Origin of the sequence: Blautia sp. KLE_1732_HM_1032 (assembly GCF_025147905.1) — a bacterium.
Taxonomy (GTDB): domain Bacteria; phylum Bacillota; class Clostridia; order Lachnospirales; family Lachnospiraceae; genus Blautia_A; species Blautia_A fusiformis.
This window is the reverse complement of sequence record NZ_CP102266.1, coordinates 158,388-184,388: the sequence shown is the minus strand read 5'-3', so window position 1 is coordinate 184,388 and position 26,001 is coordinate 158,388. Positions and strand designations below refer to the sequence as shown.

Genomic DNA, 26,001 nt, shown 5'->3' with positions numbered 1-26,001 from the left:
GATCTACCGCCCGGCAAAAAGATATCTGTTTTTCATTTTTTATAATACTTTTTATAATGCTTTCTCATAACACCAGTACATATGTCCCCAGAGTTCACACTCTCCCACGTTCTCAAAATTCAGCTTATCATAAGAACGGAGTGCTTTTACATTGTCCTTCGCAACAAGAAGATGTACAGCTTTATAGCCCCGCTTCTTCAGCTCTTCCATCACACCCTTAAGAAGTTTCCCGGCAATCCCCTGATTCTGGAATTCCTGACATACTCCCACCCGGGAGACCTCCGCTGACGGCACCATGGTTTCTGACCAGCATGTGAGACATTCCACATTTGGATCATCATCAATGGAGATCACACCTGCGATATTTCCCGCATCGTCCCGCATACAGAACAGCGCATCTCTGGAAAGATCAAATTCCACTTCTTTTTCTGAAGGATACTCCTCTGTCCACACACAATAGGGCGTCCCCAGCAATGAACGGTACAGCTTCAGAACTGTATCTGCTTCTTCTCTTTTTACACGCTCGAAATTCATTTTATATCCTTTCTCCTGAAAATACATTCTTTTTCCGCCCGGATCTCGCCAGTATCAGGATCACAGCAAATGTAATGATCTCTGAACTCAGGAAGGACACACGCCATTGATCCCAAATAATCCGGAAATAGCTTTTTCCCAGGACCGTCAAATCTGCAATCTGCACCATGTCTTTTCCTGATTCTGGTTTTCATCCCATTTATCATTTATTCTAACTCAAAAAAGCTTCCCTTTTTGTTACTGATAATAACATCTTCCGCTACACCCCGCCGGAAACACTGTCCGTTTTAATGTATACTGAAATTCCCTCTCATTTTCTGCAGCGTCCAGAATTTCCAACGCTTTTCGCAAATTCCGGATATCTTTTTCCATGTGATCCACATAGTTTCCCCGGCCAACCAGCTTCAGATGCGTGATCCCTGCCTGCTTCAGCTGATACAGTGCACACAGTCCACAGCCTGTCTCACCACAAAGATATCCGGATTCATCATATGCTTTCAGATCCGGTTCCTGATTCCACGCCTGCTCCTGAAGAGCCATTATTTTTTCCGGAACAGCATCACCATTCCGTACAGTTCCAAGCCAATAGGACACCCTGCAAAGATATCCCATCTCATCACAGTGAAGAGAATTACAGAATGCTCCCGTAAACTGGCACATTTCATTCAACACAAAGGCCTCGAACTCCATTTCCGCCTCCGGTCGGATCCCGGCCTGTTTTTCCACTTCTCTCTGAGATGCAATAACAGACTGCATATCCCGGAACGTGTTTTTCCGATGAAAGATCAATCTCTTCAGAGGAAAGCGCCGGAACATCTTCAGCATTTCGCTGTTCACTTCCCCTGTCTCTCCGCTGAGATGGATCTCACAGGAAATCCCCCTGTTTTTCAGATAAACAAGAAGCGCCGGATCTGCAATGATATAGCTTCGAAATCCAATTCCCATGCACTTTTCTATGATATCTCCGATCTCCGGATACTGTTCCGGAAGATAATACAGGGAATTGAAGGTGAGATGCACCGGCTTTTTATATTTTTTTACCATCCGGGAAAGAATTTCCAGCTCACTGTATGCTCCAAGCTGAACATTACAGCAGAGAACCTCCCTGCGATTTAACGGCATTACTGTGCCGTATTTTTCCGCCCAGGAAAAGGGTACATAGCCACAGAAAAATTCATCTGCTCCTGCCTGCACAAAACGTTCATATTCATCTATGGAGCCTAACCCGGCTGTTATTTTCATACTGTTCTCCATGTCCTGTTCCTTTTTTCCGCAATGTATTCTTGTCAAACAGATATTCGTACTCCACCTTCGAAGCCTGCTCATCACATGTCATATATTAACAACAATGCGATCCGGCTTTGTGCCTTTTATATTTTTCCACATTTCCGTTGACTCCGGAAGTGTTTTATCCACACCAAACAGGGAGTTATACCGCCCTGCCATGTGTAAATGTTCCGGATAAAGCAGTGCGTATTTTTCACAGAATTTCGGACAGTGCTCCGCAAGCTGCTGTGTACCGCGATCTCCGGTGGTGCACAAAGCATACAATGGGCAGTACTGCGAAGTGTTTGTCTGATAAAAAGGCAAATGCAGACTGTTTTTCCCCGGCGGAAACTCCTGTGGATATCCGCAGGACTCCCATTCGTATCTGTGGATATGAAATTCTTCAGCCAGAAAATCTCGATAAAACCCCGCATTCAGGCTGTTTTGCTGAAATAATAAAGTATCACCGGATTTATATTTCATTCGCGGATCCTTTTTTCGTTTATTGAGCAATGTGCCCAGAACAGAATGCAGGCGGGATGTTTTTCCACAGAGCATTTCCACCATGGCCCAGTCATTGACTACGATTTCCACATTCACCCCATGAATACAGCACCAGTTATCCACCTTTTCCAGAAGCTTTCCCACAAACGAAAGCATAAATTCCCGGATATAAGAAAATACCAGTGTGATCTCCGATCCCTCCGAATACATTTTATCCATGATAGAAAAAAGCTGCTCTTCTATCGGAAACAGGTTATGGCAGAACTGATTTCCAATATAAAATCTGTCCGGTATCCGGCCTGCAAAATAACTGTGAGTGAGATAATTCTTCTGCCAGTAAGACGCCAGAAAAGCCTGCAGCGGCTGGCACAGATATTCTTCATACAGGGAAGTGCAGTTTAATTCCAGGGCAAACTCTGCATTATCCAAAAGCCTTAATTCTTCTGCACCCATTGTATCCTGTGGATTTCCGGAAGCCTTTTCATTTTCTCTGAAAAACCACCGCTTCTTCTGTTCCTCCAGACTCCTGCAGTGCATCTCATCCAGCTCCGCAGGATAACCGGTCAGTGATTTCGCCAGCTCTCCATCGTCTCCTTCCAGCTTCAGACGGATATATCGGTTGTACTCTCCGGCCAGACGCCGAACCTCCTGTACATAATCCTTCTGTTCCACTCTCACAGAATATTCCCTGTAAAAATATTTTCCGGTTTTCTTTTCAACTGGCTGTTGATCCTGCAGGCATTGCTCCTCTGCTGCACTCATCCCAAACCTCCGGATCTCCACTCTCCTGTACCCGGCTTTTTTCATATCATAAAAACAGATCAGAAACTGCTCCGGTTCCGGGCATTCCTCTGCCAGCCGAAATCGAAATCCATCTTCACCCAGCTCTGTGATCCGGATTTCTTTGCCGTCCATAAAACCGGATAGTAATCCAAATGGTATCATAGAGATCCTCATCAGGAAAGCTTCCTCCCTTCAGACAAAAAAGGAGATGCCATATGCTCCCATACAGCACCTCCCACTGTTCCTTCTTATTTCACTTCTACTAATTCAATTCTGAAATTCAGCTCTTTACCTGCCATCTCATGATTAGCATCGAAAGTAATGGTTTTTTCATCTTTTGCGTTAACTTTAACCGGGAACGGCTGACCATACTGATTGGAGAGGTATACCTGCTGTCCTACAGTAAGATCCTCAGCACCCGGAAGCTGTTCGATCTCAAGTGTAAAAATCGCATCCGGATTCGGCATACCGTAAGCTTCCTCAGGCATCAGATGAACATCTACCACCTGGCCAACCTCCATGTTCGCAACTGCCGCATCAAAGCCTTTGATCATCTGGCCTGCTCCGCAGATGAATTCCAGTGGCTCGCCACGGTCATAGGAAGAATCGAACTGTGTTCCGTCATTAAAGGTTCCTCTGTAATGTGTACGGCAGGTTTTTCCGACATTAGGACCTGTGATAGATGGCTGGGAACCACATCCTCCGCCACAGCCTCCGCAGGAATGTCCGTCTTCATGACCGCCGCAGGAGTGTCCATCCTCATGGCTTCCGCAGGAATGTCCATCCTCATGATGGTGATGATCACAATTCACACCTGTGGATACCAGCTCGCCCTTCAGATAAGCATCCACAGCTGCATCTACGTCACCCTGTGCTCCGGAACATAACTCAACACCAGCCTCAGCAAGTGCTGTCTGAGCGCCGCCGCCGATTCCGCCACAGATCAGAACGCTGATTCCCTGATCTGCAAGAAGTCCGGCAAGTGCACCATGTCCGGTGCCATTGGAGCTGATCACTTCACTGGAAACAACCTTGTTATCCTCCACCTCATATACCTTGAAAAACTCTGTTTTTCCAAAGTGCTGAAAAATGTTTCCATTATCGTATGTTGCTGCAATTTTCATTTGTAAAACCCTCCATTAGTCAGATATGTATTATATTAGTATATCGTGCAGGCAGGATAAAAGCAAGGTTTAACTTCGCTCACAAAAAACACCTCGCGGGACATTGCCAGTGAACAGTAACCTCTTGCTGTCATTCAATGAATCCAGTATAATAGAAGAATCTGTAAAAATAAACGATTTTTTAAATAAGAGGGTTTGAATTAAAATGAAATCATACGAAGAATTACTTTCAGATATTGAAGAAGACATGGAACTCATGGGTTCCTCACACATTGTTTATTCCATGGAAGAGGACGGCATTGTTACCGATTATGATTATCTTCCATCCGATTCCTGTACGATCTCCATTACCTTAAAGGAGCTTCAGGAAAAGCTTCAGCTGCAGATGCTCTATGCAAAAGTTTCCTCTCATACAGCCGGAGCAGATAAAAATGCCCCGAAATTAGCTGTTGTTTTTCCGGGCATCGGATACACGGCTGACAAGCCGCTTCTGTACTATACCGGCCGCCTTGCCAGCAAGCACGGCTACCAGATCCGCACTGTATCCTATGACAACCTTCCGGAAAATGTCAAAGGAGACCCCGAAAAAATGAAACAGGCCTTTGACCTCGCCCTGGAACAGACAGAACGCTCCTTAAGCAGCATCGACTGGAATTCCTATGGCAGCATTCTGTTTATTTCCAAAAGCATTGGTACAGTCATCTCCTCTGCCTATACTTCCCGCCACGATCTGACTGTAAAAAGTATCCTGTTTACACCTCTTGCAGAGACCTTTTCCTTCCCACTTGCCGGAAGCATCGCCTTCCACGGCACCGCAGATCCCTGGGCCGAAACCGATTCCATCCGGGAACTGGCAGCGCAGAAAGATGTACCTCTCTTTCTCACCCAAAACGCCAACCATTCTCTGGAAACCGGTGATGTACTGACGGATATCTTTATTCTAAAAACCACAATGGAGCGGGTCCAGCGTTTTATTTAACGCCGGTCCGCTTATTTTTCTCCACCCACTAAAAACTGAGGTGTCAGCTTATTCAGCTCACGATCCATGGAAGTTCTGGAAATATCACTGATGTCCTTCAGGGCAAACACTTTGGAAAAGCCGATCTCCATCATGTGATCCAGATCCCATGCCGGACGCTTTTTATCACTCATAAACAGCTTACTGCTGAGCTCTTTCCCTGTTTCCGCATCTTCATGAGCATGGATACCTCTTCCGTATTTTTCCCACATGGCAGCATCATGTGCCTCATAAATCTTTTTCTTTTCTTCATCATAAAGATGCAGATACCAGCAGGCGTCCGATACCAGAAGGCGTCCGCCTTTTTTCAGTACACGCAGCCATTCCTTGTAAGCCTTCTGTGGATCATCCAGCGTCCATGTGATATTTCTGCAGATAATCATATCAAATGTCTCATCCGGGAAATTTAGATTGTGGCAGTCCATAGTCATCAGATCTGCGGATAAACCTGCTGCCTTTACATTTTCCTTTGCTTCATGGATCATATTTTCAGTAATATCGATCCCGGTCACATGATGTCCTTCTTTTCCCAGCATAATTTCAAAAAATCCCGGCCCGCAGCCTACATCCAGTACTTCCAGATGTTCTTTTTCCGGCGCATACTCCAGAATCAGATTCTTCCAGTTTTCTGCTGTTTCACTTTTCAATTCTGCCTTGATCCCTTCGCTGTAAATGCCAGCTTCTCCTTCCCAGTACTCTTTGATCTTATCATTTTGCATGTCACTTCTCCTTCTTTGTGGCTACTACAATAAATTTTTTTCCCTGATATCCGTATTTCCAGAAATCCATCGTCCATGGTCTGTTTAGCCAGCGGTTCTCTCTGATCTGAATCCTGGCAAAGCGTACCTTTTTTAATATCTGAAAGTCCGCTTCCGGACGCTTCTGCGATGTAAATGGCAGCTTTTCATAAATTCCGCTGTTTTCCTTCACGTCAGATCCATATGTTTTTCTTTCTGTAACATAAATAAGAAAATCAGCAATTTTCATATGGATCTTATTTTTTAATGTGGGTTCGACGGTCCGATAGTCCCCATCAAAATAAATGATCCTTCCACCTGGTTTTAATACAGCCTTCCAGCGCCTGAAAGCTTTTTCCGGATCATACAACGTCCATACCGCATCTCTGGAAAGTATCACATCATAGCTTTGTTCCTGTTCCAATGGCAAAGTTACACCATCTTCCTCACAGATTTCCACCTGCTGATGATACTGCCGCATATTCCTTCTGGCTTTTTCTACCATTCCTGATGAACCATCGATCGCTTTTACATCATGTCCCAGACGCGCTGCTATGATGCTCATAAAACCCGGGCCGCAGCCCACTTCTAAAATACGAAGGGGCTCAGGTCCAAGAAGTCTTTTTAATTCTTTTGTCCAGTGAGATACCGTTCTTTTGTTGCTCAATTGTTTTTGGATCATATCATCATAATCACCGGAATCTTCTGTCCATTTATTCTCGATCTTTTCAAACATTTTTTACTCCACTACATCCAGTGTTGCCCAGTTAATGCCTTCATAGGCAGTCGGTGCAAGCTCTACATTGGTCAGTCTGGTATTATTATAGATATAATCACGGTTCGGATAATACAGCGGCACTGTTACTGCCTGATCATTGATACGTGTAAGGATCTTATCGTATAATTCCGTACGTTTTTCTTCATCCTGTGTTTTTAATACTTCTCCGAGATCTTTGTTCAGCTCCTCATCGTACCAGTTTACTGCCTTTGCTCCATCTTCCGCATAGAACATTGATTTCAGGAAACCATGAGGCATCCAGGAGTCTTCATAGCTGCGGTAAATACACAGATCGTAGTCTCTGGTGTTCCAGATTTCATCATAGTAAGCTGCAGATTCTTTTTCTACCAGTTCAATACCCACACCAACCTTCTCATATTCAGATTTCAGATATTCACACAGTGACTTCCAGGAAGCATATTCTTCAGTCTGGAATACCAGTCTGAGGCTCAGTGGTTCTCCGTCTTTTTCTACAATACCATCTCCGTCTGTATCCTCATATCCTGCTTCCTTTAACAGTTCCTTTGCTTTATCCGGATCATATGGATAGCCCTTGCTGTTTTCTTCTGTTACATAAGGAACTGTCGGAGACATAAGGCCGGTTGCCGGATTGCCGTAACCATCCAGCAGATCATTTACAATGCTTTCTTTATTTGTTGCATAGTTCAGTGCCTGACGTACGTTTATATCCTGAAGCGCCGGTGTATCATAATTTTCGATCAGATAGTAAGAAAGTGTGGAAACCTGCTGTTCTGTCGATAAATTTTTATCTGCCTGGATAATACTGAAGCTTTCGGATGGAATATCCTGAAGATTCAGATCTGCCTCTCCACTCTGAAGTGCCATCACTCTGGCATCACCATCTACCACCTGTTTCAGAACTACTTTATCAATATTTGGTTTCTCACCGTAATAATTAGGATTTGGTACCAGGACAACCTCCTGACCGCTTTCATAACTGTCGATCATCCACATTCCGGTACCCACTTCCTGACAAAATTCTCCGTCTTCATCCAGTGCACTTTCACAGGTGAAACGGAATGGTCTTGGATAGCTGAATTCGATCAGCAGTGTATAGCATGGTTCTGCGAACTTAAATTCTACAGTATAATCATCTACCTTTGTAACATTTTCCAGTTTGGCTGAAAAGTTACCGATCACATCCTGTTCCACCCATCTGTTATAATTCCACATCACATTGTCTGCATTAAACTCTGTGCCGTCCGAGAATTTCACATCTTTTCTTAAATGGAACGTATAGGTTGTGCCATCTTCGCTGATATCCCAGGATTCTGCCAATGCCGGTTTGATTTCTCCATTTTCTCCGTAACGTACCAGAGGATCATAGATCATTTCATAAAGACGAAAATCCGGACCACTTTTTACCGGGTCACAAAGTTCAGGCGTCAGATCAATGGAGGTCATTGCCGTAACTACTTTTTCCTCTTTTGCCTGTACATTAACACCTGTCAGCAAAGTTGCCGCCACCATGCTCAATGCTACCAGTTTTGCTACACGTCTTTTTTTCATTTCTTCCTCTCCTTTGTGTTTGTTTTATATTTTACAGCATATGACATGCCGCAAAATGTCCTGTCTCAATTTCTGTCAATTCCGGGATGTGCTCTCTGCATATATTTGTGCATCCTCTGCATCGGTTCTGATATGGACATCCCTGTTCCGGGATGGTATCTGAAAATATTTTCTTTTCCTGTGATCCGATTCTTCGCATTTTCGGTTCTTTTACCGGAATAGAATCAAACAGATCTTTTGTATAAGGATGTACGGCAGTCTCCTTTAAACTGTCCGTATGATCGATAAACTCGACCACGCGTCCCTGATACATAATAGCCACCTCTTTGCAGAGATATGGAACATTGGACAGATCGTGAGTGATCAGCAAATAAGTCATCTCATATTTTTCCTGCAGCTCATTTAACAGATGCAGGATCTGCTTTCGTATGGAATAATCCAGACTGGATACCGGTTCATCACAGATCACAAGTTCCGGTCTTAATACTAATGCTCTCGCAATATTAGCTCTCTGACACTGACCTCCTGAAATCTGTCCAACATAACGGTTGCGAATATCCGGATCAAGACCCGTCTGGATCAAAGCCTCCTTTACTCGCTCTTCATACTCACCCTCTTGCAGTTTTTCATGTAATTTCAAAATTTCCAGAATATTTTCTCCAATGGTATAACCGGGATCAAATACCCCGCTGCTGCTTTGAAAGACCATCTGAAGATTCTTGCGATATGGACGAAACTGCTTTTCAGACAAATCCTGCATTTCCTGTCCCTGAAACCAGAATTTTCCATCTGTAGGTTTCTCCAGGCCGGCGATCAGCTTTCCGAATGTAGTTTTACCACTTCCACTTTCACCGATCAGAGCCATGGATGATCCTGCGTGGATTTCCAGACTTACATCATCCACTGCCTTCACAATTTTTTTCTTGCCATAATATTTTTTTAAATGTTCTGTCTTTAGTAACGTACTCATACTTTTCCCCTATAAAACTGCATCCAACAGTTTTTTTGTATATGAATGCTGCGGATGATAAAAGATCTCTTCAACCGTTCCGTTTTCCACTATTTCGCCGTCTTTCATGATCGAAACATCATCTGCGATCTCTGCCACCACACCCAGATCATGCGTAATAAATAACACGCCCAGATTTTCTTTCCTGGATAGCTGATAGATTTCTTCCAGGATCTGCTTCTGTACGGTTACATCCAAGGCTGTCGTCGGCTCATCTGCGATCAGATAATCCGGTTTCATGGACATGGCAATGGCGATCATAACACGTTGGCACATACCACCAGACAATTCGTAAGGTTTTTTCTTCATCAGTTCTTCCGGATCACGCAGATTCATCATCCGCAGACTTTCCAACGCTGCTTCCCTTGCCTGTTTTTTGCTCATTCTGCGATGTTTTCTCAGTCCTTCCAGAAGCAGTTGTTCAACTGTAAAGAGCGGATCGAGAGCAGCGGTCGGATCCTGAAAGATCATTCCGATCCTGTCTCCGTATAACTGTCGTTTTTCTTTTCCTGATAACTTCAGAAGACTCTTTTCGTTCAGTGTCACATCTCCGGATATCACCTTTCCATTTCCTGCAAGCAGATTCATGATCGTCAGAGAGGTAACTGACTTGCCGCTTCCGCTTTCTCCCACCAGAGCATGGATCCTTCCGCGTTTTACTTCCAGGCTGACATCTTTTACTGCATGAACCATTCCGTGAGAAGTCTGAAACTCCACATGTAGTCTTTTTACCTTTAGAACATCATTTTTGGGCTGTTCCATTCTGTATTCCCTCCCCCAGATAATTAAATGCCAGAACAATGATCATGATCAGTATGCCCGGATAAAACATCAGTCTTGGATAAGTCTGAATATAACTTCTACTGTCACTGAGCATGATCCCCCATTCCGGTGTCGGTGCCTGCACACCAAGGCCGATAAAGGAAAAACCGGCAATTGACAGAATGATCGAACCGATTTCCATTGTTGCCAGTGCGATCACAGATGGCAGGATATTTCTCAATACATGCCTAAATATGATCCTTGCGTGGCCGCAGCCGCCGGCTTTTAGTGCGGTCATATAATTTTTATTTTTTTCCTGAAGTGTCAATGCTCGGGCAAGCCTTGCATATTCTGCCCAGGATACGACCGATAAGGACAGAATCAGATGAGCGCCGCTGGCTCCTACGGTTCCTGCAATGGCAAGTGCCACAATAAAGACCGGCATAGCCATAAATACATCAATGATCCTCATAATTATGGAATCGATTTTTCCACCTACATATCCGGCAAACAATCCGATCGGCACCCCGACACATACGGTGATCAGAAGCACCGTAAAGCTATAGCTCAGTGAATACCGGCTGCCCCAGAGAAGTCTTGATAAAATACATCGTCCCAGCTGATCAGTACCTAAAGGATATGCCGCCGACGGATTCTTTAATTTTATCGAAACATCCACAAGCAGTGGATCATGCGGCGCCAGTACAGGTGCAAAAATAGCTGCCAATGCAAAAATTATGACCACCATCAATCCTATTTTTGTTTTCGGTGACCGGAATACCTGTTTCCAGTACAGATTCTGGATCATGCTTTTTTCTGTTTTCTGCTTTCTTCTGCTTCCCATTCTATGATCTCTCCTTTACTTTAACTGGATTCGCCGGTCAATCGCAGAATAGGCGATATCCACAAGAAAATTTAATACTACAATGCCAACAGCCAGAATAAAGATAAAACATTGCAGCACCGGAGTGTCTTTTGAGATCACGGATTTCAATGCCAGATTTCCGATTCCCTGAATTGAAAAAATACTTTCTATCACAGCTGAGCCACAGAAAAAACCGATCACAATTGATACCAGACGTGTAAGCACAGGAATCAGAATATTTTTCAGACCATGACGCAAAATTACATTTACAGATGACAATCCCTTAGCTCTGCTGGCACGTATGTAATCCTGCTTCAGCACCTGTATCATATTGGTACGGATCAATCTCGTCATAATTCCAAAGAAACTGATATCCATGGCAAATGCCGCAAGAATCGGGATGCCTCCGGCATCTCCTCCGATCACGGAAATCACTTTTAGCTTTACTCCAAATATATAGAGCAGCATCAGACCGATCCAGAAAGACGGCATAGATACACTGAGGGATGACAAAATGCGAATGACTTTATCCAGAACTCTGTTTTCATAAATTGCCGACAAAATCCCGAGAGGGATTGATACGATCATCAACAATAAAAACGAAGTAACTGCCAGTTTAAATGTCTGTGGGAAATATCTTTTTAATTCGTCAAAAGCCGGTTTTCTGGTAGAATATGATTTTCCAAAATCGCCATGAAGTGCCTGATCCAGCCATTTCCCGTATTGTACCAGCACCGGCTGATCCAGTCCTTCCTCATGCCGTACTTCTTCTACCTGCTCCGGTGACGGATGCTCATATTTTTTCTCCGCCAGCACTCTGGCAGCATCACCTGCCGATATAAAACTCAGCATAAAAATAATAAATGTAACCGCCAGCACTACCGGAATCATAAATATAAAACGCTTTGCAATTACTTTTCCCATCTTCATCTCTCCTCATTTTTCATCTGTTTATTCGGTTAAAATAAAAAAAGCTGATATGATCCAGCATCATATCAGCACAAAAAACAAACCTCTACCTCAGGCAGAGCTTATTCCTTCTGTATCCCATCCGAATCAGAATTCTTCTGTCAAAAAGGCAAGTCTCCTGACTCCAGTTCTTCCTACTTACCATCTTCCCGGATCTCTCCAGTGATATTTTGGTTTTCGTCCCTGTCACAGTAGCGGTGGCTGTTCTGGCATTTCACCAGATTCCTTATTAAGTACTTTGTACACCCTTCTGACTATTCAATTTTCATAGTTGTAAGTATCATAATATCATACTTTTCTTTTTATATAAATAGTTTTTTGTCAAATATAACATTATGTATGAACGGTGACTTCTTTATATTTCCGTATAATGATCATATAACTTACGAATAATAAAACAGCTGCACTGCTCCATGCACAGATCTCTGCATAGTATATTCCATCTTCACCGATCAGTTTTGGCAGCAGCAGCGCAACACTGACACGCATTATAAATTCTGCAATGCCACTGGCAAGCGGAATCAAAGTATTACCCAGGCCCTGGATAGCGGAACGATACACATACAGCAGATACAGCACCCACAAAAAGACAGCCATAATAAACAAATACTTATATGCTATATCCAATACCTGTCGGGTCTGATCCGGTTCACCGGATACAAACAAGGACAGTACATTACGTCCAAACAGTACTATCATGCCGGAAATGAAAGCCGAAGTGAGCACTGCCATATAAGTGCCGCTGCGCACGCCTTTTCGAATCCTCTGGTATTTTTTTGCACCAAGATTCTGGCCCACATAGGTTGTAATAGCATATCCATATGAAACGGCAGCCATCTCCAAAACCCCATACAGCTTGTTCGATGCCGTAAATCCCGCCACAAACAGAAAACCAAATCCATTGATCACATACTGTACCACAAGTCCTCCCACGGAGATGATCACATTCTGTATTGCAAGAGGAACCGCCAGTTCCAAAAGCCGCAAACTCATAGAGGGCTGCCTGTAAAAGTCCTTCTTTTCCAGGCGGATATCCGGGATTTTACGTAATACGATCAAACAGTACAAGGCAGAAAATCCCTGCGCGATAACAGTCGCCACTGCTGCTCCGGCTATACCCCAGCCAAAAACCGCCACAAACAACAGATCCAGTCCCACATTGATCACTGCTGCCACTGTCATTGCGATCAACGGAGATCTGCTGTTTCCAAGTGCCCGAAGGATCGCTGCAAATATATTATAAGCAGCTATGATCGGGATTCCCGCAAAGATCAGCCGCAAATATAGCATTGTCAGATCAATGACATTATCCGGTGTCTGTAAAAATAAAAGAACATGATAAACTGTACCTTCACTTACTGCGAGTACGACCACAGACAGTAATGCTGTCATGATATAGCTTTTCGCTACTGCACATTTCAGATTTTCCTTTTCCCTTGCTCCATAATACTGAGATACAAGAATAGAAAAACCCTGTGTGATACCTGTCATGATCCCCAACACCAGCCATACCAGCCAATCTCCGGCACCTACTGCCGCCAGTGCTTCAACTCCTACCACTTGTCCGACAATCATGGTGTCTGCCATTGTATAAAACTGCTGAAAAATATTTCCAAGCATCATTGGTATGGCAAAAGTTATGATCAGTTTTCCGGGAGATCCGGCAGTCATATCTTTTTCATTGGTTCCCATAAGAATCTCCTTTTCTTTTCATCCTTGTCCGCTATTTTACAAGGGACTCTTACGAAACACAAGCCTATTTTTTCACAAAGTTTTTCTCATATTTTTGGTAGCTATTACATCTTTATAATCATTATTTTTAATGGATCATTTTTGCCACGCCTATCTTAAAACTCTTTCTTCTTCATGGTGCTCATACTATACTTATACGAAGCAAACCATATAAGCAGACTTAGCACAATGAGGGCAATCCCGATTTCAAAATCCCCTATTCCCCCTATCATATGCAGAATACTTTCTTTTAATCCCAAGTTAGTCTTCACAAAAGATCTAATTGTATAACAAATCGCAAAAATAATTAAAATTGCGATTGGCAGCACAATTCGCCCTTTCTCTCCTTCGAACCTTATCCTGATCGCGATCATAATTCCCGCAATTGCCTGAAACACAAAAAATGTGATCAACTCCATTGCCAGCATTTCCAGATCAAACACCTCTTCAGGATTTATGAGTACCATAATTCCTGCACAGATCATTCCAATGCACCATCCACATGCTGTCATGATAAAGGAAAAAATATATTTTTCTCTGACATATATTTTTTTATTTACGGGTAAAGAAAATAAATATGTGTAACCATGGCCATTTTCATCATAACTGATCGTATTACCTGAATATATCGCCAGAACAGATGGGATATACATTGCAATGAAAGCAGCTGCCGTTTTTCCTGTAAGTATAAAAAACAATGCTACAAACACTAACACCAAAAAAAGATTACCACCCTGTCGAAAAAACAATCGAAAATCCTTTTCCAAAAGCCCTCTGATTCCTTTCATCATCTTTCGCCCCCTGTCAACATCAGGATCACCTGATCGAGTGATCCGCTCTCTACTACGATTTCCGGATAATTTTCTATATAATACTGCTTCTCGTTCGTCAGACAGGCAACTCCAAAAAACTCTTTTTTCTCTTTCAAAAGATACCTTTTATCCACTGCCTGATATTGTTCCTCACTGACCTTCAACACTGCATATTTTTCAAGAATCGTATCCATCGCTTCATGAAGTATGATCTTTCCTTTATGTATCACATAAATGTCATCACACAGATGTTCTAAGTCCGAAGAAATATGTGAACTGATCAGGATACTTCTCTCCGGCTCTTCTTCCATATACTCTCTTAAAATATCCAGCATCCTTTCCCTCGCTCCGACATCAAGCCCTGCTGTCGGCTCATCCAGCATCAGGAATTCTGCCTGATGTGTCAATGCAATGATCAGATTCAGCTTTGCTTTCATTCCTGTTGAGTACTCTTTTATAAATTTATCCAACGGAATCTGATATTCTTCACACATCTGATGAAATTTTTCTGCTTCAAACTTTGGATACAATTTGGCAAGGACTGCCTCAACATCTTTCCCTTTCAAGTATCCACTGAATCCGGTTTCTGCCAGGACAACTCCCAGCTCTTCTTTCTCTTTTTCACTTAACTCTTCCGGTATTTTTCCCAGGATCTTTATCTCACCGGCATCATAAGAAATGAGTCCGAGCATTGCCTTGAACAAAGTACTCTTACCGGCTCCGTTCTCTCCAACCAGACCGGTGATTCTTCCTTTTTCTACATTTAACGAACAGTCTAACTGAAATTCACCGTAGCTTTTCTTTACTCCTTTGATCTCCAACATAATCATTCATCCTCCATGATGAGTTCAAACAACGAACGGATCTCTTCCTCCTTCATTCCGCAGCGCCTTCCCTTCTGAATTGCTGCTTCCAGATCCGCCTCAACCTCTTTCCTGCGCTCTTCTTCCATCAGCTGTGTATTCGAAGCCGCTACATACGTTCCTTTCCCATGAACTGTGACTGTCATGCCCTCTGCTTCCAGATTGTCATATGCTTTCTTCACAGTAAGTGCACTGATCTTCAGTTCCTTTGCCATTGTTCTCACGGACGGCAATATATCATTTTCTTTTAACTCTCCGGAGATGATCTGCGCCTTGATCTGCTCCATGATCTGCTCATAAATTGGTACCATCGATGTATTATTGATTATAATCTTCATATGTCCCTCCTGTTACAAACAGTATATAACAGTGTAATACTGTTGTCAACTGTTATATACTGTTTTGCAGTAGTTGACTGCCGGGATTCTGTCATCTGCCATTAGAAGGTATGGGACGTCTTAGTCATTTACTTTTCATGATCATTAATTTTTATTTGTTACGCAAAATGTATTGACTTTATAGACCGATTAGTCTATTTTGTAAATAACTACAACAAAAATATTCTTGGAGAAATATATGACGAAAGCTATCAATAATTATGATAAAACAAAAATTTCAATGGCACATGTTTTCCTGCAATATGATCAGGCTACAATGATACATAAATATTCATTAGATTACAATTCTGACTGGTTATATATTACTTTTATTAACCGTACCTATCGTATTAACCGAAAAACGGGAAGTGTTCAGTGGTCAGATAATGATTTTGAAATAGTTCATGAAGCCAATCATAATGAAGCAATGACTATTTATGATGTTTTATGTTATTCAAAGGATAGATGCCATCTGTCACATGAATTTGTAAATATAAACAGCCTTTCCTCTGTCCGAACAGGAAATCTCTCGCCGAACAGAGGATTTTTTCAGAATACCGCTGACTTTTTTAACGGAAAAACCGTTGAATTGCGTAATGCCTGTATATCACTTTCCGGAAAGGAACTGGAAAAAGGAGATGTTGCTTTTAAATTAAATCTTTTTCCTTTTTTGCCGATTATCATCCGTTTCTGGGAAGCTGATGACGAGTTCCCGGCAAGTCTTCAAATTCTTGCAGATAGGAATACTTTAGATTACATGCATTATGAAACGCTTATGTTTGCACTTACACATCTGTTTTCCAGACTGAAGGAGGAAATGCGAATTGAAAAAAGGTGAAGAATCCAGACAACGCCTGATCGAGTGTGCTGCTGAATTATTTTGGAAAAATGGGTATTCTGCTACTGGAATCAGCGAAATTCTCAAACAAACAGACCTTCCAAAAGGATCTTTTTATTTTTATTTCAAAAGCAAGGATGACCTGGCAACAGCGGTAACGGAATACTATCAAAAAATCTTACTGGAACAATTTCAAAATAGTTCTCAGGGAAATGACTGGGAAAGTTTTATTGAAGAAATCTTTGATTTTTTATCTGAAAGGACAAATGGACAAACATTTGCAGGCTGCCCGTATGCGGTGATGGGCATGGAAACAGCACTTAGCAAGCCTGCAGTTGCATCTGTATTTATGGAAGGACTGAAAAAATTTGAGCAGATTTTTCAGGAAGTATTGTTATGCTCCGGATTGTCTCCAGATCATGCAAAAATTCTTTCGCAGCGCATGCTTTCTATCTATCAGGGATATTTTCTTCTTGGACGAATCAGCGCCGATACTTCTTATTTGAAAAATGCAAAAAAAAATATGATTGAAATGTACCGGGAATACCGGGCATTTCATGGAATCTGAGAGGAACTTCAGTCCAATGCTGTAAAGCTCTGCCCCTTCCTGATAGCGTACAAATTTCTTTGCCATTTTCTTTGTTTTCTCTACATCTTTACGTGCATATCCCATACACCACCTTATCCTTTCCTGTCGCCAGTTCATGGAATTGTTCCAGATAGGCATCAAAAATATCCCAGTTGATCAATACGGTTCCATCTATTCTGTAAATCGCACCTGCATCACTGGCAAGTTCAAATAATTTCTTATGAGAAATACTGTAAATAATCTCTGCCTGTTGATAACGCAGATACTGTCGGCGCAATTTTCTAAGCTGCTCCGATACTTCCTTCATACTTGTGATTGGTTTATAATTTTTATCCATGATATTTTCGCGTAATTCACTGTTTTACAGAAGTTGACTGCCGGGATATATTTTTTAGTGCGAAAAAAAAGCACCTCTCAGATTAACTCTAAGAAGTGCTCTTGTTGTCATGCATATCAATCATTGATCCAGTGAATCAATTTTGATTTCATTCTCAAACCTGTGCCCTTTCACCTGAAATTCGTCATGCTTCATAACGATTCATTATTATCCCAAATTTTGTTGTCAAATTGTTGTCAACTGTGGTCTGACATCATGGTTTTAGATATTTTATATTTAATTTTAGTACAGCTTAGCACATGCCGGAATATGGTTATCAACCATCAGAAGATGAAGCTTTTCTTCGCCTTCTTCTTCATGAATAGCACTGAGGAGCATACCGCAAAAGCTATGGATTATATCAATCTGCTCCACGCATCCGGAATGTATGAAAAGCAGACTGCTAAGATAATTCCATTCCGTAGCATTGATATTTTTGAAAATGCCGTATCAGCCGGAACCGGTAACTTCCTTGTAGACGGACCGAAAGAGACTGTACGCATAGATGAATCTATCCTGCCGGAAGATACTACTTTCGGTGTCCGTATTAGTGGTGACAGTATGGAACCTGAATTCCATGATGGTCAGATTGCATGGGTATTACAACAGGAATCTGTTGCTAATGGAGAAATCGGCATCTTCGCTCTTAACGGAGAAGCCTATATTAAGAAATTACAAAACGATAAAGACGGAATTTTCCTTATCTCTCTTAATGAAAAGTATGCACCTATCAAGGTTAGTGAAAATGACCGCTTAGACATATTTGGAAAAGTTCTTGGAAAATCTGATGCTTCTGCTATTACAGGACATTGCCGATAAAATTGCAAGTCCTTTTTATTGGACACATTATTTTGCATAATTGACAAAAAGAAAATATCTATAGAACTGAAAGAAGGGATTTTTATGGCGGTTACCAATAATATCAGAGAAATCCGGGAACAGCGTGGCATTTACCAGGATGACCTTGCCGCTGCTATCGGATACAGCACCAAAACTGTTGGCAGGATAGAACGTGGGGACAGCACCCCATCTGCCGAATTTATGCTGCGGATATCAAAATACTTTAATATGCTGGTGGAAGATGTATTCCACGTGGAAGATTGAGTCGGAGCAGCAATCCGGTTCACCTTCTATTTTGGACAGCTTTTCATGTCCTTATCAACAACTATAGTTTTTTGATAAATGCTTGACTGTAAACCTTGTTTATAGCTTATTATTAAGTAAAATAGAGTTGCTCGAAAGGAGGGCATAATATGACTATAAAAGACGTAGAAGAGCGAACAGGTTTATCCCGTTCTAATATCCGTTTTTATGAAAAGGAAAAACTTATTGAGCCTTCGAGAAATGAAAGTAATGGTTATAGAGATTATTCTGAAAATGATGTGGAAAATATAAAGAAGATTGCATATCTACGTACATTGGGAATTTCTATTGAAGATATACGAAGTATTATATCCGAAAAAGTAACATTGCAGGAAATGCTTGAGAAGCAAAGGGAAGTATTAAAAAATCAGATTACTGATTTGAATAAGGCGAAACTCATGTGCGAAAAAATGCTGGATGAAGAAAGTATTAGTTATGAAAAATTACAGGTAGAACAATATGTAACAGATTTGCATGACTATTGGAAAGATAATCGAACTGTTTTCAAACTGGATTCCGTCAGCTTTTTGTATATATGGGGAAGTATGCTTACCTGGACTATGATTACCGCACTATGCTTGATTATTGGGGCTTTGTCTTATTCTAAGTTGCCGACAGAAATTCCAGTACAATGGAGTAAAGGAGTGGCAACATCCCTAGTTAATAAAAACTGGATTTTTATTTGTCCTGTTATATGTATCATAATCCGTTATTTATTAAAACCTTTTATCTATGCGAAATTGCAGATGAACAATTATTATGGAGAAATTATAACAGAGTATTTGACAAATTATATGTGTTTTATTGTGTTGTCAGTGGAAATCTTCTCCATACTTTTTACTTTCGGAGTGGTAAAAAGTGTTGTTGTACTGTTATTTGTGGACACGGCAATTTTTATTGGATTGTTAGTAGTTGGTTTGGTAAAAATGGATTTGAGAGGGAAAGAAGTTTTATGATTCAAATTTTATATTTCAGAAATAACAATAAGATACTATTTTTCCCACGCCTACTATGAGAACGGCGGCTATGAGATAGAAATTGCATATACTGGCGAATAAAAGAACCGCTGTTGCATGGTTTATTGGCTTCCATGTAGCTGGTATTCGGCTGAGGTATTGAAAGAGCTGGGATTGAAATGAGGGAAGTGGATAAATGTTTTGATTGACGAAATAACCTATACATGATAGTATAAATCCAAAGATGATGGTCTATCAGAGAGACTGTTATATATCTTCAAGTTTAAAAAGATAATTTTCAATAATTTTTCAAAAATCAGAATCGACAATTCATGACAAATCAACCCTGAATCGGGGAACGTTTCTCATAGAAAAGAACTACAAAAAATAAGAAAATAAAAACGGAAAACCATTGTCTGTAGTATAAGTATTTGTTATTATGAAGTAAATAGAGGATATTTTACAAAGTAAAGCTTAATCTAGAGAATCTGCCAGTGGCAGGCCTCTGTAGATACCAAGGTATACAAAAGGAGAGTGAAAAAATGAAAAAAGAAGCCATGTCCTGTATCGACTGCGCAGTAAAAAGCTGCAACAAAATGGATAAAACCTATCCGGATTTCTGTCTGACAACACACATGGATGAAGAAGTTCTAAATGAAGCTATGGAATGCTACAATGAAGACGAGAACCGCAAAGTAACAATCGCTGCAGCTGAAGTAGAGTATGAGAATTACTGCAAACATACCCGTGTCGAAGAAATCATGGATTTTGCAAAGAAGATTAATGCGAAAAAGATCGGGATCGCAACCTGTGTCGGATTGTTGAAAGAAAGCCGTATCCTGGCAGATATCCTGCGCAGACATGGCTTTGAGGTGTATGGTGTCGGCTGTAAAGCCGGAACACAGAAGAAGACATCGGTCGGCATCCCGGAATGCTGCGAAGGTGTCGGTGTGAATATGTGTAATCCGATCCTGCAGGCAAAGCTTCTGAACAAGGCGAAGACGGACCTGAATGTTGTGGTCGGACTTTGTGTGGGGCATGACAGTCTGTTTTACAAATATTCCGAGGCACTGACTACGACAGCAGTGACGAAAGACCGTGTATTGGGGCATAATCCGGTGGCGGCGCTTTATACTGCGGATAGTTATTATTCGAAGTTGAAGAAGAGTGAAGAAGAGTAATATTTCTAATTTGGGCGTTTAAAGATACATAAAGATATCCCATTCAAGCATTTCTCTTTTTATCCAACGAAAAAAAGAACACACAACACTCTGTATGTTCTCTTTCTGTATGTGAAGTCCAATATTATACTTTGAAGTAGCTATCCAATCCTTTGAACTCTTCCGCTTTCATTTCTTTTGTAACATCAGCATAGATGTTCAGTGTAGTTGAAATATCTGAATGTCCGAGTGCGTCTTGAATGACCTTTATATTTACTCCAGCTTCACACATTCTTGTTGTAAATGTATGTCTAAGCGAGTGGCAGCTAAAATGAGAAAGTAACACATCAGGTTCATCACTGTGCAAAAACTGCTCATCATTGCAATCACGGATAATTCTTCGGATTGCTTTGTTGAGTGTGGCTTGGTGCTGTGCCTGACCAAAACGATTGATGAAAATAAAATCTGTATATCCGTCAATCGTGACCTCGCAATGAAGTCCTAAATCTTCCTGCTTCTGTTTCTCATGTTCAAATGCTTCTTTCACAAAACCGAGCATTGGAACCTGCCTCATACTCGCCGGAGTCTTCGCTGTATTTACATTGAAATAACAGCCACTTTTACTTCCCTCGGTTCTGTGGTCATAATATACAAAAGTATGATTAACATCAATCATTCCACTTTCCATATCAATATCACACCATCTCAATCCAGTTACTTCCCCCACACGAAGTCCAGTTCCTATCATTACTGCAAAGACCGGATACCAGTGTTCATATACAGGGTGGGTTTTCAGGAAATTCAGAAATAGCTCCTGCTCCGGTTTCGTCAACGCTCTACGCTTTTCCGACTGAAAACAATGTGCTTTTTTCAATTCTCTCAACACATTATCTGACGGGTTATTTCTGATAAAGTCATCATCGACAGCAATCTGTAAAACCTGATGAAGAACCGTATGTATATTATCAATCGTTGAAGGCTTCAAATTTCTTTCATCAACAAGATAATTGTAGTATTTCTTAATATCCGATTTCTTCAGCGTTGATATTCTTTTACTTCCAATCACTGGTCGCACAAAAGTATTGTACATATATTTGTAATTTTCAAAGGTATTATTCTTCAGCCCTCTTTTCATATTTGCCCAAGCGGTAAGTTTTTCTCTGACCACTCCGAAACAAGTTCCGGATGTACTTCTGCTAAACTGTTATTCATAGCCAAACCGGGGCCTCCTTGTGCTTAGAGTATATGAAGTTTTAGCTTTGTCTTGTAGTTTGCGAATATCCGTATAAATAGAAAAAGCCCTTTGAGAAAAGGATTTCTCCTCTCTCAAAGGGCAACCTGACAAACTGAAAGTTGCCGCTTTCCTGTACTTACCATTTTTCATTAAAGCGGCTGCATCATCTCAAGAATGATTCCATCCGGGTCTCTAAAATAAAAAGCTCTACTTTCCCCAAATCCATCTGCTCTAAAATCGAAATACTGCGGTTCAGACAAGCACTCCACATTATTATCTACGAGATGTTTGTAAGCAGAATCAATATCATCTGTGTAGAAACATACTTCCGAGATAGATGTTGTAAACAAATCAGAGGGAACTTTCTTTACTTCGTTGTTTACAAACTGAATCAGCTCAACTGGCGGTGCTTCAACAGCCTTGGAGCCATTCAAATAAGCGACCCTTGCTTTGCAATTTACTCTACGAAACATTTTATCTGTTTCTTCGCCTTCCATAAAAATCTCTCCTTGAAACTCAAGCCCAAGGACATCTCTGTAGAATGCAATTGAGCGTTCCAAATCAGAAACCGTTAGTCCTACATGATAAATTCTTCCAACCATATATATTTCTCCTGTAAATTTCGATATGTATTTTTGTTTGTTTAAAAAATGGGCAATCCCGATTGGAATTGCCCACTCATTGTACTAATTATGCGATTTTTTCTTGCTTGCACCGATTTCTGCATCAAATGATGTAAGTTTGATGTAAATCGCTGTTTTTTTAGTTTTTATCAAATGAAGTACGTCCCGTCTATTCGGTAAAACGGTACATCTTTACATCATCTTAATAGAGCTTTGCACCTGCTGGAATATGGTCATCAACCATCAGAAGATGGAGCTTTTCTTCGCCTTCTTCTTCGTGGATAGCACTGAGGAGCATACCGCAAGAGTCAATGCCCATCATAGCTCTCGGTGGAAGATTTGTGATAGCGATAAGCGTCTTTCCAACCAGTTCTTCAGGCTCATAAAAGCTATGAATACCGCTTAAAATGGTTCTGTCTGTGCCTGTTCCGTCATCAAGCGTAAACTGTAACAGTTTCTTTGACTTCGGTACTGCAACACACTCTTTAACCTTTACTGCACGAAAATCTGACTTGCTGAATGTGTCAAAATCAACTGCTTCCTCAAACAAAGGCTCAATCTTTACCTTAGAAAAATCAATCTTTTCAGGCTCAGCTTTCACTTCTGTAGCTGCCGGAGCTGCTTCGGAAGTCTTGGAAGCTTTCTTATCAGCGTCCAGGGACTTCATTGTCGGGAATTTTTTTAGCATTTCTTCGTTATTCTTCATAACGCTTCGCTGGGCTGTTTCTATTAAATTGTCTTCTCTTCATCATTATTCATGATGAACCATTGTCAAATTATATTTGTTGTCAATTTGATGTCATTTGGTTCTTTCTGTTGTCAGATGGAAGTCTTCATAAGCCCTTCTTAAAATACATCCATTGTTGCAGCCAAATGTTCAAATGTTTCCTGTTTTTTCTCCTCGGTCGCTTCCGCATAGATATCCATAGTAGTCTGAATATCCTTATGCCCCATGATCGACTGGATAACCTTCAGATTGGTTTCTCTTTCACAAAGTCTTGTACAAAAAGTGTGTCTCAGATTGTGTGCCGAAAAGTTGGGGAGCAGCACTGGCTCTCGATGCTCTTTTCTTGCTTCTACTTCTTCCGTCGCATTGTAGGAAGAAGATATCCTCTTGATTGCCCGATTGACTGACTGTGCATTCATTATATTTCCATAACGGTTACAGAAAATAAATCCTGTCATTCCATCAATCTCTGCATCCGTCCAACCTTTCTCTTTCTGTTCTTCCCAGATCATTTCAAAAGCATCTTTTACCGCATCCAGCATAGGAATCGTCCGCATCCCAGCTTCTGTTTTCGGTGTTGAAATGTGATTTTCTGAGGCACGATCCTCACCTACCGGATAATACGTCAGATTATGATTAACGCAGATAATCCGCTTCTCATAATTGATGTCTTCCCATCTCAATCCCAACACTTCACCGATACGACAGCCAGTTCCAAGAAAAACGGTAAAGATTGGCCACCAGTGATAATAAATCGGATGCGTGGCAATATATTCAATAAATGCTCTCTGCTGTGGAATTGTCAGTGCATGTCTCACACCGGTTTTCATACCCAAATTTTTCTTTAACTCTGCCATGACACCATCCGAAGGATTTTTTCTGATAATGTCATCCCTCACTGCCAGTTGAAAAGTCGGATGCAGTAACGTATGAACTGTTTCCAGTGTATTGATCTGCAATTCTTGTTTCTCAACCAGGTAATTATAGAATTGCACTACATCTGAATACTTGATCTCTGCTATATTCCGCTTTCCAAATGTATCTCGCACAAAGCGGTCATACATATACAGATAATTGCTCTTGGTCGTCGGTTTCAGATTGTTTTTGAGACTCATGTAACGGTCAAATACAAAATTTACAGTAGCCTTTCCGGCAACATAGATATCCAGACCGTCCATCTGATCTTTCAAGAGTTGTGCTTCTTTTTCCCGAAGCGTTACAAGGTCTTGTGCATAAACATATTTACGTCTTCCAAGTGGGTCCGTATAAGTATATACATACCTCTCATCGGAACGTCTCTGTGATTCACCTTTCCGCAGGACTCTGCCCCGCAGATCTTTTCTTGTCTGTGCCATATAAATCCTCCTTCAAATAAAGGAAGGACTCCATATTATTCAGGTCTGTTCAAAACTTTCTCCAGTCCCTGCAAGACAACTTCTGTCACAGTCATTTTGTGTTTTCCGGCATAATCACAGATACGCTTATACATAGAATCTTCCACCCGGATACTCAATACTTTCTTTTTTACATTTTCCGATTTTGGTCTCCCTGTTCTCGCCATATCTGTTCTTATTCCTCCACATCCACATTATAATTTTCGTATGACAAAAAGTCAATCCCTGTTTTTCGTCCTTCCGCAAGTTTCTTCTGTTTTCTACGCAATCCGAAATGTCTCCAGATATTTCTCAAAGATCTCACAATTTACAAGCGCAACTTTATCAATCTTGTACACTGCTTTCGCCTCTTTTGCCAGCTCTTGGAATTTTGTCAGCCCAATGCTGTAAAGTTCTGCCCCTTCCTGATAACGGACAAATTTCTTGGCTATTTTCTTTGTCTTTTCTACATCTTTACGTGCATATCCCATACACGACACCTCCTTTTGGGCATGAAAAAAGCAGCTACCCTATTTTTTTCATAGACTAACTGCTCGTGTTAAGTTCCATATTCAGTTTTATTCTATAAATCCGACAGTGAAATTCGGTCATATGCGCCATTTTTCTTATCTTCCGGGTGTGGTTCCAGTCCGATAATCGTAATGTCTTTCTGGTCTGGTCCATAAACCCAGTACATTCTCATTGCGCCACTGGTTTTGTTTTCCAGATAAGACTGCCACACTTTCATTCCATAACGTCTGGACAATGGCTCTATCTCATGGGTTTGAAGACTTGGATACCCTGGATCTGCCGATAACAGCTTTAAAGCCTTTCCCCATTTTTTATACAACTGTTCTTCCTTCTTTTTTATATTCCCAGAACGATATTTCTCCTGCAGATCTAGCCAAAGTTCCTGCATTTCAGGGATTCCCATTCGTATATTAAAGTTCATTCTTTGTTCCTTTTAAAAATCTGACAGGTCAATAGCCGGAGAAACATCTCCTCTTTTAAAGTTACTTACTGCACGATCCATATCTGCCAGGGTTCTGGCTGAAATGCTCTCTGGCACTGCCAGTTCCCGAGGTTCCAGAATAATGCAGCCATTTCCATATTCTTTTACATTATAATACTGATAAGCAGCTCCTCTGAGGGTAATCCTTTTTTTATTGTCCAGATGAGCAACATAATCTTTCATTGCTTCCATTATCAACACCTCCTACGCAAGCATTTGTGTGGGAAATCCCACCTCTTGCTATTATAATACGCTTTTCTATATTTTCTGTCAATCCAAATTTACTTATTCCTATACACTTAAAAATA

At 41.2% G+C, this 26,001-nt stretch carries 30 protein-coding genes, 2 pseudogenes and 1 riboswitch; of the genes and pseudogenes, 7 read left to right on the top strand and 25 right to left on the bottom strand.

Going from position 1 to position 26,001, the window contains the following annotated elements; translation table 11 throughout:
• Positions 1-51: 51 nt before the first annotated feature.
• The 4 genes from NQ489_RS00870 to NQ489_RS00855 all read right to left on the bottom strand — a co-directional run bounded on the left by NQ489_RS00870 (position 52) and on the right by NQ489_RS00855 (position 4,211).
• On the bottom strand, positions 52-534 hold the full coding sequence (locus tag NQ489_RS00870) for a GNAT family N-acetyltransferase (RefSeq protein WP_021650238.1): 483 nt from the start codon (positions 532-534) through the stop codon (positions 52-54).
• Between the two features lie 237 nt (positions 535-771).
• Entirely contained in the window at positions 772-1,776 is a 1,005-nt protein-coding gene (locus NQ489_RS00865) for a U32 family peptidase (RefSeq protein WP_044960528.1), read from the bottom strand.
• Positions 1,777-1,866: 90 nt separating this feature from the next.
• Positions 1,867-3,249 carry a hypothetical protein gene (locus tag NQ489_RS00860; RefSeq protein ID WP_021650241.1) on the bottom strand — a complete coding sequence of 461 codons (1,383 nt, stop codon included), beginning with the start codon at positions 3,247-3,249 and terminating at the stop codon, positions 1,867-1,869.
• Between the two features lie 86 nt (positions 3,250-3,335).
• Positions 3,336-4,211, bottom strand: coding sequence for a NifB/NifX family molybdenum-iron cluster-binding protein (locus tag NQ489_RS00855; protein ID WP_021650242.1), 876 nt, complete (start codon positions 4,209-4,211; stop codon positions 3,336-3,338).
• A 205-nt stretch (positions 4,212-4,416) separates the two neighbouring features.
• Here NQ489_RS00855 and NQ489_RS00850 point away from each other — a divergent pair, with 205 nt between their 5' ends.
• Positions 4,417-5,190, top strand: a complete 774-nt coding sequence (locus tag NQ489_RS00850; RefSeq protein WP_021650932.1) for an alpha/beta hydrolase — start codon at positions 4,417-4,419, stop codon at positions 5,188-5,190.
• Between the two features lie 11 nt (positions 5,191-5,201).
• On the opposite strand, the gene NQ489_RS00845 is transcribed toward NQ489_RS00850, so the two are convergent.
• The 11 genes from NQ489_RS00845 to NQ489_RS00795 form a co-directional block, all read right to left on the bottom strand.
• On the bottom strand, positions 5,202-5,948 hold the full coding sequence (locus tag NQ489_RS00845; protein ID WP_021650931.1) for a class I SAM-dependent methyltransferase: 747 nt from the start codon (positions 5,946-5,948) through the stop codon (positions 5,202-5,204).
• 1 nt (position 5,949) lies between these two features.
• Positions 5,950-6,702, bottom strand: coding sequence for a class I SAM-dependent methyltransferase (locus tag NQ489_RS00840; RefSeq protein WP_021650930.1), 753 nt, complete (start codon positions 6,700-6,702; stop codon positions 5,950-5,952).
• A gap of 3 nt (positions 6,703-6,705) precedes the next feature.
• The gene (locus NQ489_RS00835) at positions 6,706-8,274 is read right to left on the bottom strand and encodes a nickel ABC transporter substrate-binding protein (protein WP_021650929.1); all 1,569 of its coding nucleotides are present in this window, start codon (positions 8,272-8,274) and stop codon (positions 6,706-6,708) included.
• Between the two features lie 31 nt (positions 8,275-8,305).
• A complete protein-coding gene (locus tag NQ489_RS00830) occupies positions 8,306-9,244 on the bottom strand; it encodes an oligopeptide/dipeptide ABC transporter ATP-binding protein (RefSeq protein ID WP_021650928.1) in 939 nt (312 codons plus the stop codon).
• A gap of 9 nt (positions 9,245-9,253) precedes the next feature.
• Positions 9,254-10,045, bottom strand: a complete 792-nt coding sequence (locus NQ489_RS00825; protein ID WP_021650927.1) for an ABC transporter ATP-binding protein — start codon at positions 10,043-10,045, stop codon at positions 9,254-9,256.
• The gene (gene nikC, locus NQ489_RS00820; RefSeq protein ID WP_021650926.1) at positions 10,026-10,889 is read right to left on the bottom strand and encodes a nickel transporter permease; all 864 of its coding nucleotides are present in this window, start codon (positions 10,887-10,889) and stop codon (positions 10,026-10,028) included. The genes NQ489_RS00825 and nikC overlap by 20 nt, the downstream gene beginning before the upstream one ends.
• A 15-nt stretch (positions 10,890-10,904) precedes the next feature.
• Positions 10,905-11,834, bottom strand: a complete 930-nt coding sequence (locus tag NQ489_RS00815; protein WP_049946984.1) for an ABC transporter permease — start codon at positions 11,832-11,834, stop codon at positions 10,905-10,907.
• Positions 11,835-11,970: 136 nt separating this feature from the next.
• Positions 11,971-12,144, bottom strand: a riboswitch (cobalamin riboswitch).
• Positions 12,145-12,212: 68 nt separating this feature from the next.
• Positions 12,213-13,571: an MATE family efflux transporter gene (locus NQ489_RS00810; RefSeq protein ID WP_021650923.1), complete on the bottom strand. Its 1,359-nt coding sequence runs from the start codon at positions 13,569-13,571 to the stop codon at positions 12,213-12,215.
• Positions 13,572-13,726: 155 nt separating this feature from the next.
• Positions 13,727-14,401: an ABC-2 transporter permease gene (locus NQ489_RS00805; protein ID WP_021650922.1), complete on the bottom strand. Its 675-nt coding sequence runs from the start codon at positions 14,399-14,401 to the stop codon at positions 13,727-13,729.
• The gene (locus NQ489_RS00800; protein WP_044961130.1) at positions 14,398-15,246 is read right to left on the bottom strand and encodes an ABC transporter ATP-binding protein; all 849 of its coding nucleotides are present in this window, start codon (positions 15,244-15,246) and stop codon (positions 14,398-14,400) included. Before NQ489_RS00800 ends, NQ489_RS00805 begins: the two co-directional genes overlap by 4 nt.
• Before the next feature lie 2 nt (positions 15,247-15,248).
• Complete coding sequence (locus NQ489_RS00795) at positions 15,249-15,623, bottom strand: GntR family transcriptional regulator (protein WP_015526677.1); 375 nt, start codon at positions 15,621-15,623, stop codon at positions 15,249-15,251.
• Positions 15,624-15,849: 226 nt separating this feature from the next.
• On the opposite strand from NQ489_RS00795, the gene NQ489_RS00790 reads away from it, so the two are divergent.
• The gene (locus tag NQ489_RS00790; RefSeq protein ID WP_156906908.1) at positions 15,850-16,500 is read left to right on the top strand and encodes a DUF3786 domain-containing protein; all 651 of its coding nucleotides are present in this window, start codon (positions 15,850-15,852) and stop codon (positions 16,498-16,500) included.
• Positions 16,487-17,068, top strand: a complete 582-nt coding sequence (locus NQ489_RS00785) for a TetR/AcrR family transcriptional regulator (RefSeq protein WP_021650919.1) — start codon at positions 16,487-16,489, stop codon at positions 17,066-17,068. The genes NQ489_RS00790 and NQ489_RS00785 overlap by 14 nt, the downstream gene beginning before the upstream one ends.
• An 88-nt stretch (positions 17,069-17,156) precedes the next feature.
• Here NQ489_RS00785 and NQ489_RS00780 read toward each other — a convergent pair whose 3' ends face one another.
• Positions 17,157-17,426: a DUF6462 family protein gene (locus NQ489_RS00780; RefSeq protein WP_173758432.1), complete on the bottom strand. Its 270-nt coding sequence runs from the start codon at positions 17,424-17,426 to the stop codon at positions 17,157-17,159.
• A 282-nt stretch (positions 17,427-17,708) separates the two neighbouring features.
• Positions 17,709-17,810 (bottom strand): annotated as a pseudogene (locus NQ489_RS17925) (methionine--tRNA ligase subunit beta); the annotation flags it as partial.
• Between NQ489_RS17925 and NQ489_RS00775 the strand changes: the two are divergent.
• The 4 genes from NQ489_RS00775 to NQ489_RS00760 all read left to right on the top strand — a co-directional run bounded on the left by NQ489_RS00775 (position 17,784) and on the right by NQ489_RS00760 (position 20,745).
• Positions 17,784-18,284 (top strand): S24 family peptidase, encoded by a 501-nt coding sequence (locus NQ489_RS00775; protein WP_114002689.1) that lies wholly within the window; start codon positions 17,784-17,786, stop codon positions 18,282-18,284. The pseudogene NQ489_RS17925 and the gene NQ489_RS00775 sit on opposite strands and share 27 nt — an antisense overlap.
• Before the next feature lie 84 nt (positions 18,285-18,368).
• Positions 18,369-18,569, top strand: a complete 201-nt coding sequence (locus tag NQ489_RS00770) for a helix-turn-helix transcriptional regulator (RefSeq protein ID WP_004611564.1) — start codon at positions 18,369-18,371, stop codon at positions 18,567-18,569.
• A gap of 149 nt (positions 18,570-18,718) precedes the next feature.
• Positions 18,719-19,564 (top strand): MerR family transcriptional regulator, encoded by an 846-nt coding sequence (locus tag NQ489_RS00765; RefSeq protein ID WP_021651169.1) that lies wholly within the window; start codon positions 18,719-18,721, stop codon positions 19,562-19,564.
• Positions 19,565-20,106: 542 nt separating this feature from the next.
• A complete protein-coding gene (locus tag NQ489_RS00760; RefSeq protein WP_044961330.1) occupies positions 20,107-20,745 on the top strand; it encodes a DUF1847 domain-containing protein in 639 nt (212 codons plus the stop codon).
• Between the two features lie 124 nt (positions 20,746-20,869).
• On the opposite strand, the gene NQ489_RS00755 is transcribed toward NQ489_RS00760, so the two are convergent.
• The 8 genes and pseudogenes from NQ489_RS00755 to NQ489_RS00720 all read right to left on the bottom strand — a co-directional run bounded on the left by NQ489_RS00755 (position 20,870) and on the right by NQ489_RS00720 (position 25,885).
• Positions 20,870-21,892, bottom strand: a complete 1,023-nt coding sequence (locus NQ489_RS00755) for a tyrosine-type recombinase/integrase (RefSeq protein WP_021651167.1) — start codon at positions 21,890-21,892, stop codon at positions 20,870-20,872.
• 215 nt (positions 21,893-22,107) lie between these two features.
• The gene (locus NQ489_RS00750; protein ID WP_015517515.1) at positions 22,108-22,560 is read right to left on the bottom strand and encodes a VOC family protein; all 453 of its coding nucleotides are present in this window, start codon (positions 22,558-22,560) and stop codon (positions 22,108-22,110) included.
• A gap of 223 nt (positions 22,561-22,783) precedes the next feature.
• Positions 22,784-23,257 (bottom strand): annotated as a pseudogene (locus NQ489_RS00745) (lysine--tRNA ligase); the annotation flags it as partial.
• Positions 23,258-23,427: 170 nt separating this feature from the next.
• Positions 23,428-24,663, bottom strand: coding sequence for a tyrosine-type recombinase/integrase (locus tag NQ489_RS00740; RefSeq protein WP_021651165.1), 1,236 nt, complete (start codon positions 24,661-24,663; stop codon positions 23,428-23,430).
• Between the two features lie 35 nt (positions 24,664-24,698).
• Complete coding sequence (locus NQ489_RS00735) at positions 24,699-24,869, bottom strand: hypothetical protein (protein WP_015526701.1); 171 nt, start codon at positions 24,867-24,869, stop codon at positions 24,699-24,701.
• 93 nt (positions 24,870-24,962) lie between these two features.
• Positions 24,963-25,172, bottom strand: coding sequence for a DUF6462 family protein (locus NQ489_RS00730; RefSeq protein WP_005609464.1), 210 nt, complete (start codon positions 25,170-25,172; stop codon positions 24,963-24,965).
• Between the two features lie 92 nt (positions 25,173-25,264).
• The gene (locus NQ489_RS00725) at positions 25,265-25,633 is read right to left on the bottom strand and encodes a hypothetical protein (protein ID WP_015526702.1); all 369 of its coding nucleotides are present in this window, start codon (positions 25,631-25,633) and stop codon (positions 25,265-25,267) included.
• Between the two features lie 12 nt (positions 25,634-25,645).
• Complete coding sequence (locus tag NQ489_RS00720; protein ID WP_005609451.1) at positions 25,646-25,885, bottom strand: hypothetical protein; 240 nt, start codon at positions 25,883-25,885, stop codon at positions 25,646-25,648.
• Positions 25,886-26,001: the final 116 nt, after the last annotated feature.